Source organism: Massilia sp. Mn16-1_5, assembly GCF_004798585.1.
In the GTDB taxonomy this organism is placed as follows: Bacteria; Pseudomonadota; Gammaproteobacteria; order Burkholderiales; family Burkholderiaceae_D; genus Telluria.
Genome location: NZ_PPXQ01000010.1, coordinates 197,184 through 211,196, shown reverse-complemented (window position 1 = coordinate 211,196; position 14,013 = coordinate 197,184). Strand labels below are relative to the sequence as shown.

The 14,013-nt window shown below is 64.3% G+C and carries 15 protein-coding genes; 8 read left to right on the top strand and 7 right to left on the bottom strand.

What is annotated here, in order from left to right:
- Positions 1-159: 159 nt before the first annotated feature.
- Positions 160-918, top strand: a complete 759-nt coding sequence (locus tag C2862_RS14175; protein ID WP_168710064.1) for a DUF4261 domain-containing protein — start codon at positions 160-162, stop codon at positions 916-918.
- Here C2862_RS14175 and C2862_RS25265 read toward each other — a convergent pair.
- Positions 915-1,058 carry a hypothetical protein gene (locus C2862_RS25265; RefSeq protein WP_168710063.1) on the bottom strand — a complete coding sequence of 48 codons (144 nt, stop codon included), beginning with the start codon at positions 1,056-1,058 and terminating at the stop codon, positions 915-917. The genes C2862_RS14175 and C2862_RS25265 overlap by 4 nt on opposite strands.
- A gap of 264 nt (positions 1,059-1,322) precedes the next feature.
- Here C2862_RS25265 and ftsY point away from each other — a divergent pair, with 264 nt between their 5' ends.
- From ftsY to rpoH, 4 genes are all read left to right on the top strand, one after another.
- Positions 1,323-2,414, top strand: a complete 1,092-nt coding sequence (gene ftsY / locus C2862_RS14170; RefSeq protein WP_136220774.1) for a signal recognition particle-docking protein FtsY — start codon at positions 1,323-1,325, stop codon at positions 2,412-2,414.
- Positions 2,415-2,420: 6 nt separating this feature from the next.
- On the top strand, positions 2,421-3,095 hold the full coding sequence (locus tag C2862_RS14165) for a cell division ATP-binding protein FtsE (RefSeq protein ID WP_136220773.1): 675 nt from the start codon (positions 2,421-2,423) through the stop codon (positions 3,093-3,095).
- Positions 3,092-4,012, top strand: a complete 921-nt coding sequence (ftsX, locus tag C2862_RS14160; protein ID WP_136220772.1) for a permease-like cell division protein FtsX — start codon at positions 3,092-3,094, stop codon at positions 4,010-4,012. Before C2862_RS14165 ends, ftsX begins: the two co-directional genes overlap by 4 nt.
- A gap of 525 nt (positions 4,013-4,537) precedes the next feature.
- The gene (gene rpoH / locus C2862_RS14155; protein ID WP_136220771.1) at positions 4,538-5,431 is read left to right on the top strand and encodes an RNA polymerase sigma factor RpoH; all 894 of its coding nucleotides are present in this window, start codon (positions 4,538-4,540) and stop codon (positions 5,429-5,431) included.
- A gap of 244 nt (positions 5,432-5,675) precedes the next feature.
- On the opposite strand, the gene C2862_RS14150 is transcribed toward rpoH, so the two are convergent.
- From C2862_RS14150 to pstS, 4 genes are all read right to left on the bottom strand, one after another.
- On the bottom strand, positions 5,676-6,932 hold the full coding sequence (locus C2862_RS14150; protein WP_136220770.1) for an NAD(P)/FAD-dependent oxidoreductase: 1,257 nt from the start codon (positions 6,930-6,932) through the stop codon (positions 5,676-5,678).
- Between the two features lie 2 nt (positions 6,933-6,934).
- On the bottom strand, positions 6,935-7,843 hold the full coding sequence (locus C2862_RS14145; protein WP_136220769.1) for a quinoprotein relay system zinc metallohydrolase 2: 909 nt from the start codon (positions 7,841-7,843) through the stop codon (positions 6,935-6,937).
- A complete protein-coding gene (locus C2862_RS14140; protein ID WP_136220768.1) occupies positions 7,844-8,638 on the bottom strand; it encodes a quinoprotein dehydrogenase-associated SoxYZ-like carrier in 795 nt (264 codons plus the stop codon). It lies immediately after the preceding gene.
- Positions 8,639-8,803: 165 nt separating this feature from the next.
- A complete protein-coding gene (gene pstS, locus C2862_RS14135; protein ID WP_136220767.1) occupies positions 8,804-9,847 on the bottom strand; it encodes a phosphate ABC transporter substrate-binding protein PstS in 1,044 nt (347 codons plus the stop codon).
- Between the two features lie 137 nt (positions 9,848-9,984).
- On the opposite strand from pstS, the gene C2862_RS14130 reads away from it, so the two are divergent.
- The 3 genes from C2862_RS14130 to C2862_RS14120 are packed head-to-tail and all read left to right on the top strand — an operon-like array spanning position 9,985 to position 13,024.
- A complete protein-coding gene (locus C2862_RS14130) occupies positions 9,985-10,377 on the top strand; it encodes a hypothetical protein (RefSeq protein WP_136220766.1) in 393 nt (130 codons plus the stop codon).
- Complete coding sequence (ggt, locus tag C2862_RS14125) at positions 10,374-12,128, top strand: gamma-glutamyltransferase (RefSeq protein ID WP_136220765.1); 1,755 nt, start codon at positions 10,374-10,376, stop codon at positions 12,126-12,128. The genes C2862_RS14130 and ggt overlap by 4 nt, the downstream gene beginning before the upstream one ends.
- 11 nt (positions 12,129-12,139) lie before the next feature.
- Complete coding sequence (locus C2862_RS14120) at positions 12,140-13,024, top strand: dienelactone hydrolase family protein (RefSeq protein WP_136220764.1); 885 nt, start codon at positions 12,140-12,142, stop codon at positions 13,022-13,024.
- 13 nt (positions 13,025-13,037) lie between these two features.
- On the opposite strand, the gene C2862_RS25915 is transcribed toward C2862_RS14120, so the two are convergent.
- Together C2862_RS25915 and C2862_RS14115 are read right to left on the bottom strand one after the other, a co-directional pair.
- Positions 13,038-13,166: a hypothetical protein gene (locus C2862_RS25915; RefSeq protein WP_267873533.1), complete on the bottom strand. Its 129-nt coding sequence runs from the start codon at positions 13,164-13,166 to the stop codon at positions 13,038-13,040.
- A gap of 154 nt (positions 13,167-13,320) precedes the next feature.
- On the bottom strand, positions 13,321-13,953 hold the full coding sequence (locus tag C2862_RS14115) for a hypothetical protein (RefSeq protein ID WP_136220763.1): 633 nt from the start codon (positions 13,951-13,953) through the stop codon (positions 13,321-13,323).
- Positions 13,954-14,013: the final 60 nt, after the last annotated feature.

The window sequence follows — 14,013 nt, the reverse complement described above, 5'->3', positions numbered from 1 at the left end:
CTAATCACAGTTGACCAGATGAGCGTTATTCACTCGACATGGCCTCGCCCGATTGCCAAAAGCGCCATTTTTCTGAAAAGGCTATGCTGTACAGCAGGCAATACCGCAAACACGCGTCCCATCGGGCGCCCAAGCACAATAAAGAGGAGACGAAACACCGTGAGCAACATCCCGGAACTGGTCCTGTGCATTCCCGGTCCGTGGGAAGAGAGCAGCGTCCTGGCCGACGAAATCGCCTTGAGCGCCATCGGCTATTCCCTTGTCGGCAACGTGTTGCGCGACAGCGAGACCGGTTTCGCCTGCGAACTCGTGCTACAGCGGGCCGACCAGGCGCTGGCGGACGACTTCCGCAAGGCCGGGCCGCACTGGGCCACCACCGTGGCGATGGCCGACATCGAGGATCACCGCTCGGTCGCTTACCTGGTCGCGCCAGGCGGCTCGCGCGAGGCGGCCGACGCCATGATGCGCGCCGGCGCCGCCCTGGTCGACAGCGGCGGCCTGGGTGTAAAAGTCGACAGCACGGGCATCGCCCATGCCCCGGCCTACTGGATCGACATGTGCGAGCAGCTCGACCAACTCACCGCCCACCGCGCGCTGGTGGTGTACGTGGCCGGTGCCGAGGTGTATTCCTGTGGCATGCACAATTTCGGTTTGCCGGAAGCGATCACCAGCGGCGGCGACAAGACGCAGGCCGCCGACATGCTGCGCTTCTTCACGCGCTACCTGCTCGAACATGCACCCCAGCTCGAGGATGGCCACACCTTCTCGGTCAGCGAGGGCAAGCCGGTGTACCGGGTCGAACGGACGGAAGCCATCGATTACGGTGAGGGATCGCTGTTCAACAATCCCTACGGCGCCTGGCGCCTGGTGCCGCTGGTTCCCGAAAAGAAGGGCAACTGGTGGAGCCGCAAGCGCTAAGCAGGTAGCAGTGGTTCCAGTTCCGCCGGCAGCGGTAAAGGGCCTTCGAACACGCTGTGCTGCTGCGCCGTGGGCTGCGTCAGGAACAGCGCGACAAGGATGATGAACAACCAGGCGACGGCACTGCGCAAGCGTGTCATGATTCCCTCCTTGTTGATGAGTTCTTACTGTAGACCTGTTCGCAAAGCTCGGCCGGGGCGCACGATTCAGCCACGTCAGGTCGCTTGCCCCATGCAGGCCGGGCAGCCGAACTGTCGCGTTTGCGCATATTGACAGGCTGCGCCGTGCCCCAGTTCGTTGCCGATTCGTCAGTACGTCCCTCTGGTAAAATACGCGCGACCCTTTTCGTCGTGCCGGTGAAGACGTCCCGGCATGTGCATGCACCACCTCCACCCACGCTATCCATGTTTAGTTTCTTTAAAAGAAAAAAAGCCGACACGCCGGCCGAGGTTGTGCCGGCGCCCGCTCCTGCTCCCGCGCCTGCGCCTGCAACACCAGCCCCGGCAATCCTGGCCCCGGAGCCGGTCACGCAAGGCCTGCCTGAAGCCGACCTGTTCATCGAAGAAACCGCCGAACGTCCCACGACCGAAGCGGAGAAGAAGAAGTCATGGATGGCACGCCTGAAGGCGGGCCTGTCCAAGACCTCGAGCAACCTGTCCCTGCTGTTCGTCGGCGCCCGCATCGACGAAGACCTGTACGAGGAACTCGAATCCGCGCTGCTGATGTCGGACGCCGGCATGGACGCCACCCAGTTCCTGCTCGACAGCCTGCGCCGCAAGGTCAAGGAAGACAAGCTGCTCGATGCCGCCGCCGTCAAGACGGCGCTCAAGGAATTGATGGTCGAGATGCTGCAGCCCCTGCAGAAGCCGCTGGAACTGGGCCGCTACGAACCGCTGGTGATGATGATTTCCGGCGTCAACGGCGCCGGTAAAACCACCACCATCGGCAAGCTCGCCAAGCACATGCAGAGATCAAGTCAATCCGTGCTGCTGGCCGCCGGCGACACCTTCCGCGCCGCCGCCCGCGAGCAGCTGATGGTCTGGGGCCAGCGCAACAACGTCACCGTGATCTCGCAAGCTTCCGGTGACCCGGCTGCGGTCGCCTTCGACGCGGTGCAGTCGGGCAAGGCGCGCGGCACCGACGTCGTCATGGTCGATACCGCCGGCCGCCTGCCGACCCAGCTGCACCTGATGGAAGAGCTGAAAAAAATCAAGCGCGTGATCGGCAAGGGCATGGAGGGCGCCCCGCATGAAACCCTGCTCGTCATCGACGGCAATACCGGCCAGAACGCGCTGGCGCAGGTGAAGGCGTTTGATGATGCGCTGCAGCTGACCGGCCTCGTGATCACCAAGCTCGACGGTACCGCCAAGGGTGGCGTGCTGGCCGCGATCGCGCGCACCCGTCCGGTGCCCGTGTACTTCATCGGCGTGGGCGAGAAGCTGGACGACCTGCAGCCTTTCAATGCAGAAGAGTTCGTTGAAGCGCTGCTGGGCTGAGACCAGATGATCGAATTCCACTCCGTCTCGAAACGTTATTCCGCCGACGCCACCGCCCTGCGCGAGGTGTCCCTCAACATCAACAAGGGCGAGCTGGTCTACCTGGCCGGTCCATCGGGCGCCGGCAAGTCGACGCTGATGAAGATGATCGCGGCCATCGAACGTCCCAGCAGCGGACGCGTGGTCGTGTTCGGCCAGGACATCGGCAAGCTGGGCAAGCCCGGCATCCCCTTCCTGCGCCGCAAACTCGGCCTGATCTTCCAGCACCAGCGCCTGCTGAACGACCGCAACATCCTGGCCAACGTCATGCTGCCCCTCCTCGTGACCGGTGCGCCCAAGGCCGGCGCCGAGCAGCGTGCCCGCGCCGCGCTCGACAAGGTCGGCCTGCTGGACCGCGCCAAGGCCCAGGCGCTCGAACTGTCGGGCGGCGAGCAGCAGCGCGTGGCGATCGCGCGCGCCATCGTCAACCGGCCGCAGATCATCCTCGCCGACGAACCGACGGCCAACCTCGACCGCGTGGCGGCCGACAAGGTGCTCGACGCCCTGCGCGCCTTTAACTCGGTCGGCGTGACCTGCCTGATCTCGACCCACGACGAGCAGGTGCTCGACGGCGCGGCACGCGTGATCCGGCTGGAACACGGCCAGCTGGTCTCTGCCGGCACCACGGGAGGTGCGGCATGAGCCCGTGGATCCGCCAGCACCAGTTCGCGCTCGGCGCGGCCCTGTCGACCCTGCGCAAGGCGCCGGGCAGCTTCCTGTTCAACGTGCTGGTCGTGGCGGTCGCTCTGGCCCTGCCCTTCGCCGGCATCACCCTGCTCGACAACGTGCGTCCGATGTCGGAGCAGCTGTCGGTCGATCCGGAAGTGAGCCTGTTCGTGAGGCCGGGGGCGACGCGCGAGGAGGCGCAGTCGCTGGAGCCGCAGCTGCGCCAGATCCTGCAAGGCAGCAACGCGAAAATCGTGTTCGTGCCGCGCGAGAAAGCGCTCGACGACCTGAAAGACCGCAGCGGCCTGTCCGCCGCCCTCGACACGCTGGGTGAGAACCCGCTGCCCGACAGCTATGTGATGAAGCTGGAAGGTTTTAATAGCACCGTGGAAGCGGCGCGCATCGACGGCATCGTCGAGCAGATGGGCGCCCTGCCTCAGGTCGATACCGTGCAGGTCGATTCCGCCTGGGTGAAACGCCTGGCCGCCCTGCTCGGCATCCTGCGCCTGGCGCTGCTGTTGCTGGCTATTACACTGGGTGTGGTGGTGATCGCGGTGGTCTTCAATACGATCCGCCTGCAGGTCCTCACCCAGCGCGAGGAAATCGCCGTCTCCAAGCTGCTGGGCGCGACCGACAATTTCATCCACCGCCCCTTCTATTACACGGGCGCCCTGCTCGGCCTGTGCGCCGGCGCGGTCGCCCTGGGTGCGGTGGCGCTGGCTCTGAATCCGCTGAACAATGCCATCGCCGAATTCGCGCGGCTGTACGCATCGGAATTCCAGCTGGCACCGCTGGGACCCTTCGAGGTGGCGGGCTTGCTGGCGATCAGCGCCGGCCTTGGCTTGATCGGCGCCCTGCTGTCCGTGCAAAGGCACCTGGCCCGCATGCGCTGAAAATTGTTTTCCGGTCAATGAAAAGGGTGACAGGGCCAGGCCTTGTCACCCTTTTTCATTTCGGCGCCAGGCACCCGATATGGTGCCGCCATGCGAATTTGCACGCCCCGCCTTGTAGGCGCGCATGCCGCCGCCGCGCCAGACAGAGGCGCATCGTGGGCGTGCCACCTTTTCTCGGTGCGCCAATTAACAGAAAATGCCCGTCCTGCACCCGTAACCTGAGTCCTGACAGCACACGCAAGCCCAGTACATTTGAGCTATCTCAACAGTAGTGCAAGGTTCTGCTCTACAGTAAAACAGCCATTTTTTCGATACCGTAGAGAAATACTTTGATGAAACTTAAACGGCCTTGGGATTCCCCAGGGTCGCTAGCACTCTCACATGGGGAGTGCTAATATATGTGCTCAAGAGAAGGTAAACAAGGTCTGATCCGCATTGGGCACGCATCGAAACAACAGCGTGCAACCGGCTCCGGGATGTCCGCTGACCGGTCGATGCAGTAAAGATTACTCTACGAGGAAAAACATGATGTCCGCACAATCCGCATTGGTCCCGACCAGCAGCCGTGCCCTGAACCTCGGCTTCACCGGCAATCTCGGTAACATCGACGCGTATATTTCCGCCGTCAACCGCCTGCCGATGCTCAGCCACGAGGAAGAGGTCTCGCTGGCCAAGCGCCTGCGGGAAGCGAATGATCTCGACGCCGCGCAAAAGCTGGTGCTCTCGCACCTGCGCCTGGTGGTGTCGATCGCGCGCGGCTACCTTGGCTATGGCCTGCCGCACGCCGACCTGATCCAGGAAGGCAACATCGGCCTGATGAAGGCCGTGAAGCGTTTCGACCCGAACCAGGGCGTGCGCCTGGTGTCGTACGCGATGCACTGGATCAAGGCCGAGATGCACGAGTACATCCTGAAGAACTGGCGCCTGGTCAAGGTCGCCACGACCAAGGCCCAGCGCAAGCTGTTCTTCAACCTGCGCAGCAACAAGACCGGCCTGGACGCGATGACCCCGACCCAGGTCGACGACCTGGCGAAGATGCTGGACGTGAAGCGCGAGGAAGTGATCGAGATGGAAACCCGCCTCTCGGGCCGCGACATCGCCCTGGAAGCGCCGACCGACGACGAAGACGACAAGTTCTCGCCGATCGCCTACCTGTCGTCCGACCAGCAGGAGCCGACCAAGGTGCTGGAAGCCGAGCAGGTCACGCGCCTGCAGTCCGAAGGCCTGGAAACGGCCCTGGGCAAGCTCGACCCGCGTTCACGCCGCATCGTCGAAGCGCGCTGGCTGGCCAACGACGACGGCTCGGGTGCGACCCTGCACACGCTGGCGGAAGAGTTCGGCGTGTCGGCCGAGCGGATTCGCCAGATCGAGTCGGCGGCACTGAAGAAGATGAAGGGTGCGCTGGCGGCGTACGTGTAAGGCGCCAGGTAGCACAGCAAGACACAGCGGCCCTGCGAGGGCCGCTTTTTTTTGGTAGCGTCATGTCGAGCCGCGTGATGATCGAACGGTGAACGCGCGGGCATGCCCGCCCTACGATATGCCGCAGCATTGTAGGGTGGGGCATGCCCTGCCCTGTCGGGCAGGGCGCTTCGCAGGCGGGCAGCATGCTGCCCGAATTCCCTGCTACGCCCCACGCGGTACGGCGCTTGATCAATGGCTGCGCCTAGCCCAGCACATCACCCCAGATCTGCTTCGCCCAAGCATCGGCCTCATGTCCTTCCTGCGCCGACGCATGCTCCGACAGGATGCCCTTCCCTTCCGCCTGCATGCTCTTCTTTGCAGGATCGTAGCGATACAGCGTCGAGATGTGCATCGCCTGCCGGTCGTCGATGTAGCTGTAGCAGGTGTTGGCGAAGGCCGGCGCCGGATCGGGAGGTTGGCCCAGCATCAGGTCAACGACGGCGCGCGCGCAGATCTTGGCTTGGGCATTGGCCATGTGCGCGGATTTGGGCAAGCCGGATTCGATCGCGTCCCCGATCACATGTACGCGCGGCAGGGCCACGGACTCGTAGCTGAGGAAGTCGACTTCGCACCAACGTCCCTCGGCATTGGCCAAACCGGCTTCCCGGGCGATCCGGCCTGCGCGCTGGGGCGGAATGATGTTCAATACATCGGACCTGACCGTATCGAATGCGGTCTTGACGGTCCTGGTCGCCACATCGACCTGCTGCAGCTCGCTGCCCGGCAGGTACTCGATCATGCCCGGATACAGCTCGCGCCAGGCCCGCTCGAACAGCGCGCGTTTCGAGGTGATGACGGGATTGGCATCGAGGACCACGACCTTGGAGCGGGGCTTGTGCGTTTTGAGATAGAACGCGACCTGGCAGGCGCGCTCGTAGGGCGCGGGCGGACAACGATACGGCTGCGGCGGCACCACGATCGTGAAGACGCCGCCATTCGGCATGGCGATCAGCTGCCGCTGCAGGTTCAGCGTCTGCGGCCCCGCCTTCCACGCATGCGGAATCCGTTCCTGCGCATTGGCGAGCATGGGAAAGGCATCGTAGATGAAGTCGATGCCAGGGGCCACGATCAGCCGGTCGTATTTCAACTTCTCCCCTGCCACGACAACGCGCGACTTGTCCGCGTCGATCGCCGTCACGCTGCCGTGCTTGAATTTGACGCCATGGTGCTGCTGCAGCGGACCATAGCCGAAGCTCAGCTGCGCCAGCGTCCTCTGCCCGCCCAGCACGCGGTTGCTGACCGGGCAGGAGATGAATTCAAGGTTTTGGTCGACCAGGATGACCTCGATACGCCCGCCGCTCATCAGCCGCACGTACTTGGCCGCGGTCGCGCCGCCATAGCCGGCGCCGACAACCACGACGCGCCCCAGCGACGCCCTGCCGCGCTTGCCGGCCGCCGCGGCGATGCCGGTCCAGGCCGATCCCGCCAGTGCCCATTGCAGAAACTCGCGTCTGCGCATCCTCACTCCCACTCCAGGGCCGGATACAGCGCGTTGACATTGCGCCGGTTGACCACATCGAAAAGCTGCCAGCGTCCGCGCTCGGAACCGGCTGCCGTCTCCATCGTCTCCAGCATGCCGGTGCCCTGGCGGATGCTGCCGCGTACGTCGCGCAGCAAGGCGTCCAGGTAGGCGCGCTGCCGCATCACAGCCTGGTGTTTGTCGCGCGTGACGGGGCCGTGTCCGGGGACGGTCGCGACGGCCGGCAGTTTGTCCAGGGCATCCATCGCCGCAAGCCAGCCCTTGATGTCGCCGTCGATGGACGGCGTGCGCTCGATGAACAGCAAATCTCCCGTCCACAGCGTGCCGCTGGCCGTATCGAACACGCTCAGGTCGTTGTTCGTATGCGCGTTCGGCCAGGCCCTCAGCTCCAGCTTGCGCCGGCCCAGGTCCAGGGTCAGGCGGTCCTGCACCGTCTCGTTAGGGGCGACCAGCCTGCTGTGGTCGGCCACGCTGCCCAACTGCTTTTTCAGGTTGCGTGAGTAGACATCGCCGCGCACGGCCATCGCTTCGGACAGCCTGGCATGGCCGATGAAACGGGGACCATCCTCGACAAACGCGGCGTTGCCGAACACGTGGTCGGGATGCACATGCGTATTGATCACGTAGCGAATCGGCAGCGAGGTAATCTTGCGCAGCGCTTCTTTCAACGCCATGCCGACCGCATACGAGCCGCCGGTATCGACGACCGCGACGGCATCGCTGCCGACGACGAAACCGATGTTGGCGATATCGCCGTCGTAGCCCTCCTCGAAATCCTTGTGCTGCCCGATGTGCACGTACACGCCCGGCGCCACCTGCTCGAGGGGCAGCGGCGCTGCACTCACTTGCGCGGCAAGCATGGCCAGCAGCAGCCAGAGCAGGCGCCGCATCTAGCCACCGACCTCGAGCGATTGGCGGAAGGTGGCGCCTGCATTGTCGCGGATGCGCACCTGCAAGGAGCCGGGCTGGTCGGCAACAAAACCGAACTGGATGAAGGGATCTTCGCTGATGCCGATGGCCGTGTCCGCCGTCATGACGGGCTTGCCGTTATAGCTGACTTCGATCTTGTCGATGAAAAATGCGGGCCGGAATCCGTTCGTGCGCAGGTCGCGCTGCAGGCCGGTATACATCGGATGCTTGATCAGGAGCCTGGCCTGGTTGACGGAGCCGCGCTTGAAGGGACCGTCGAGCGCCAGCTTCATCTTGCCGGCCGCCGCTAGCGCTTCCGGGTTGTCGCCATTGACGGGACCGCCGCAGCCGCCGGACGCGCGCACGGTCGCTGTATTCACGTACAGGCGCCCATCGTTGGTTTCGGCGACGACGTGTACCGGAGAATCGGATTCAAAACGGATTCTGGTGGAAATTTCCGCCTTGCCGCTCTGCGGGTTGAAGTGAAAGACCGCGGTCAGGGGCACCGGGTTTTCGTCGACGAACAGGGTGACCGACTTGATGTACTGCTGCGCCGTCATCGGATGATCGATGCTGAAGGCGAACGGCACTTGTTCGCCGCTGGGCGCGCGCGAAGGGGCTGTCAGGTGGATGAACGGCGCCGCTTCCAGTGTCTTGCCGGGGAAATGGGACTGTTGCAATGCTGCCCAGGACGCCTGAGCCGCGGCCGGCAGGGCCAGCGCCGCCAGACCGGCGAAGCAACACGCAGTGCATAGTCTCTGCAGAGTGTTTTTCATCACATCACCCTTTCTTTATGAAGGATGCACGATTCAATGCTATCAAGATGACTATAGCGCATGCGCGCGGCGGGAGGAACGAAGGCGCGAAAAAAAGCGGCGGTCCCTGTGAGGACCGCCGCCAACCCTACCTACTTCATTGGTGCGGGCAATGCCCGCTTTCATTTAATAAATCGCCGCGCCCGAGGCATCCTTCAGCTGGGCTTTCCAGGCGCCCTGCACCAGCTTGACGACCGATGCCGGCATCGGCACGTAGTCCAGCTCGGCGGCAGCGGCGGTGCCGTTCTTGTAGGCGTAATCGAAGAATTTCACGACCTCCTTGCCCTTGCTGGCGTCGGCTTGCGAGCGGTGCATCAGGATGTAGGAGACGCCCGTGATCGGCCAGCTGTTCTTGCCGGCGGTGTCGGTCAGGACCACGGCGAAGCCCGGGGTCTTGGTCCATTCGGCGCTGGCGGCGGCGGCCTTGAAGTTCTCGTCGTCCGGCTGCAGGAACTGGCCGTCCTTGTTCTTCAGCTGGGTGTGCGACAGCTTGTTCTTCTTGGCGTAGGCCCACTCGACGTAGCCGATCGAACCCTTGATGCGCTGGACGTTGGCGGCGACGCCTTCGTTACCCTTGCCGCCCACGCCGGTCGCCCATTTCACGGCCGTGCCGGCGCCGATCTTTTCCTTGAATTCCGGGTTGGTCTTCGACAGGTAGTCGGTGAACAGGAAGGAGGTGCCCGAGCTGTCGGCGCGGTGCACGACGGTGATGTCGTCGCCCGGGAGTTTCACGCCCGGGTTCAGGGCGGCGATGTCAGGCGCGTTCCACTTGGTGATCTTGCCGAGGTAGATGTCGGCCAGCACCGGGCCGGTCATTTTCAGCTGGCCCGGCGCCACGCCTTCCACGTTCACGACGGCGACCACGCCACCCATGATGGCCGGGAACTGCATCAGGCCGGCTTCTTCGAGTTCCGCGGCTTTCAGGGGCATGTCCGAGGCGCCGAAGTCGACGGTCTTGGCCTTGATCTGCTTGATGCCCGCGCCCGAGCCGACCGACTGGTAGTTCATGCCGGTGCCGGTCGCGGCCTTGTACATCTCGGCCCACTTGGCGTAGATCGGGTACGGGAAGGTCGCGCCCGCGCCGGTGACGTCGGCGGCGAAGGAAGAGGACATCGCGAAAGCAGCTGCGCTACCTACGATCATCGTTTTGAACATGTGCTTCATTTTCATTTTCTCTTGGCTCCGAAGGGCTCGTTGTTGAAGTGACCAGCGCAGTCTAGTCGGCGAATATGACGGCTGTATGACGGCGTTTTTGTTATGCTGCACCTGTCGCCACGACCCGACTTCGAATGCGCCACCTGCTTGCCATGCCCCTTGCCTGCGCCGTCATCGTTGCGTGCGCCACTCCGGCAGCGCCGCACCCTGCCGGTCCGTTCACGCTCGCGCGTGGCGCCAGCGTGCTCGTCGCGCCCGGCGTCAGCGTGACTTTTGATGCGGTCGAAGACAGCCGCTGCCCGCCCGGCGTGCAGTGCGTCTGGGCCGGCAGGCTGAGCTACCGCTTCAGCATCCGCCACGGCGACGCAGCGCCCGAATACTTCACGCTCTCGCCCGCACAACGCGAGGCCGCACCCGCCGCGCTGGGCGGACGCCGCATCGTGCTCGACGCGGACACGATCCCGCCGCCTCCGCCACAAGGCGCGGTCATCGATTACCGCGCTACCCTTTCTATCCTTCCCTCCCAACCTGCCCAACCCACATGAGCCGATCCACGACCGCCCTCACCTGCACCCTCACCCTCTCCATCATCCTGCACGCGCCGCTGGCGCTCGCCAAGACGCCTGTCGCGACCGGCAGCGGCGGCGCAGTCGCCACCATCAGCGAAAAAGCCTCGCAGTCGGCGCTCGCCATCCTCAACAAGGGCGGCAACGCGGTCGATGCGGCCGTGGCCGCCGCGGCGACGCTGGGCGTGACCGACCCGTTCAGCTGCGGCATCGGCGGCGGCGGTTTCATGGTGATTTACCTGGCCAAGGACAAGCGCGTGATCACGATCGACCACCGCGAGACGGCCCCAAGCTCGTTCACGCCGGCGGTCTTCCTGGAGGCTGGTAAAGAGATCGATTTCGAGAAGGCGGTCGCCAGCGGCGCGGCGGTGGGCGTGCCGGGCACGGTGCGCGGCTGGCACGAAGCGCTGGAACGCTACGGCACGATGAACTTCAAGCAGGTGCTGGCGCCGGCGATCGACGTGGCCAACAAGGGCTTTACGGTGAGTGAAACTTTCTCTCATTTGACGCGCGAAAATGAAAGAAAATTTCAGCAATTCGGCAGCACCAGCGCCCTCTACCTGAGGAACGGCAAGGCCGTCACGGCCGGCACCCTGCTGCGCAATCCCGACATGGCCAAGGCCTACCGCGAAATCGCCGCCAAAGGCCAGCGCGCCTTTTACGAAGGGCCGATGGCGCGCGCCATCGTCGACGCCGTCAACCAGCCGCCAGTGGCCAACGGCGCCAGTGTCCGTCCCGGCAAGATGACGCTGGCGGACCTCACCAACTACGAGGCGCGCATCCGCCAGCCGGTGGTCAGCACCTACCGCGGCTATGAGCTCTACGGCATGCCGCTGCCCAGCAGCGGCGGCGTGACGGTGGCCGAAGCCCTGAACATCCTCGAGGGCTACGACCTCAAATCGATGCCGCGCGCGAACGCCGAGCACCTGTACCTGGAAGCGAGCCGCCTCGCCTTCGCCGACCGCAACGCCTATCTCGCCGATCCGGAATACGTGGATGCACCGGTGGCCGGCCTGCTCTCGAAGGAATTCGCGGCCGAGCGCCGCAAGCAGATCGACCTGAAACGTGCCGCCGCCGACGTCTCCGCCGGCGACCCGTATCTGTACCAGCAGGACCAGAGCATCCCGCTGCGCCCGCAGCCACGCCCGATGCAGCGCGAGAATGCGCACACGACCCACTTCACGGTCTCGGACAAGGACGGCAACGTGGTGTCGTACACCTTCACCATCGAGTCCTGGGGCGGCAGCGGCATCGTGGTGCCGGGCTACGGCTTCCTGCTGAACAACGAGATGACCGACTTCGATTTCTCGGGCCCGCGCCCGAACGTGCCGGAAGCGGGCAAGCGCCCGCGCAGCAGCATGGCGCCGACCATCGCACTCAAGAACGGCAAGCCGGCCTTCACCATCGGCAGCCCGGGCGGCTCGACCATCATCACAACCGTGCTGCAGACGATCGTGAACCACGTCGACTTCGGCATGCCGATGGATGCGGCGATCAATGCGCCGCGGCTATCGGAGCGCAACGGCGCCACGACCTCGGTCGAACCTGGGTTTGCCGGCTCGGCGCAGGCACAGGCACTGGCCGGCTTCGGCCACAAGTGGGAAGAGCCGGCCGAGGAGATTGGCGCGGCGAATGCGATCGTGTTCAATCCGGATGGGACCGTGACCGCGGTCAGCGAAGGTAAACGCCACGGCGTCGGCACGGCGCTCGTCCAGAAGCGCGCACATTGAGGAGTCCTGACATGACACGCCTGACAGCAAACGATTTCGATCCCGAAGTGCTGCAACTCTTCGACGGCTACGTTCACGGCCGCCTGTCGCGCCGCGAATTCCTGGCCAGTGCGTCGCGCTATGCGGTCGGCGGCGCGACGGCGGCCACCTTGCTGGCACAACTGTCGCCCTCTTTCGCCGCGCCACTGGTGACGCCATCCGACAGCCGCCTGAAGACGAGCTACGAGCAGTTCCCCTCACCACAAGGTTACGGCACGGTGCGCGGCTACCTGGCCGTCCCTGCGAACCCCAAAGGCAAGCTGCCGGCGATCCTGGTCGTGCACGAAAACCGCGGCCTGAATCCCCACATCGAGGACATCGCACGCCGGCTCGCGCTGGAAGGATTCGTCGCCTTCGCACCCGACGCCCTGCATCCACTGGGCGGCTATCCCGGCGACGAGGACAAGGCGCGCGCGCTGTTCCAGAAGCTGGAGCAGGCAAAATCACGGGCCGATTTCGTCGCCGCGGCGGGCGCGCTCAAGTCGCTGCCACAAGCGACGGGCAAGGTCGGCGTGGTCGGCTTCTGCTACGGCGGCGCCATCGCCAATTACCTGGCGACCGTGATGCCCGACCTGGCGGCCGCCGTGCCCTTCTACGGCAGCCAGCCGCCGGCAAGCGAGGTGGTGAAGATCCGCGCTCCCCTGCTGATCCACGATGCCGGCAAGGACGAGCGCATCCTCGCCGGCTGGCCGGCCTACGAGGCGGCGCTCAAGGCGAACAAGGTGGAGTACCAGCACTTCGTGTACGAAGGTGCGGAGCACGGGTTCAACAATGACACGACGCCGCGTTACGACGAGGCGGCGGCGAAGCTGGCGTGGGGGCGGACTGTGGGATTTTTCAAGGCGAAGCTGGCGTAGACACCCGGCATGCCTATTTCAGTTTCTCTTGCTTCTGCTGCTTATACATGAACAGCGCCATCGCTGCGGAAGCGAGCAGCAACACCACGCTGGCGGCGTCGACGTTGACATCGACGCGGACATCCACTTTAACGTCTTTCATATTCCCCTCATGCAGGTTATTGTTCCAATGACAAGACTCTCAGCTTGATGATAACCCAGCATGCGGGAATCGGATGCCCGGCTCGATGCCTTCGAACTAGGCAAACTGCGTCACTGCCAAAAGATGCCGGTGCGAGCGCCCGGGCGCTGCACCATCAATCCTTGATCAGCTCGCCGACAGTCCAGCCTCCGATGACAACACCGAAAACGGTGAGCGCACGCCGGTAGAAAGGAACGCCGTTCTGGCTGGTATTGGCAAAGGTAATCGCCGCCTTGAAAGCCTGTGCGCTCCTCCCTTCCATGTCACAGTAGCTGTTCTGCAGGGCGGTTCCCGTCAGCGTCAGGTCGAACGCGTTCCTGGATGTCCCTGGAGCGGCCGACACCACTGTGCCGCTCACGATGCACGAGCCGATCGATGCATGGGCAAGCATGCCCGTTACCGTCCCATCGGCTGCGATGGTCAGCGTCTGGCTGGCGCTGGACCAGCGGCCGACCAGGTCTGCCGGCGTGGCGGCCAGCGCATTGGCTACCGAATATTCGTAGGCCATGGCATCGTTCAGCGAGCTGCCTGTGCCGAACGCGCCAGTGAATGAAGATCGGGCATTGAACGTGCCATTCCCGGCCAAAGGAGAGATCATACGCACCGATTGTTCTTCAGCGAACTCGCCACCTGCGGCGAAGGTCCAGCTGCCTCCCGTAAACTGCCACGTACCGTTCCAGGTGATCGGAACGTTTCCAGCCCGTCCCTCTTGATACCCCACGTGATGTTCCTGGGCGTCGACGAACACGAGGCCCTTCGTCGCAGCGGTAGAGATCCAGAGTCCTTCCCCGACCGCGCCGCTTGCCGC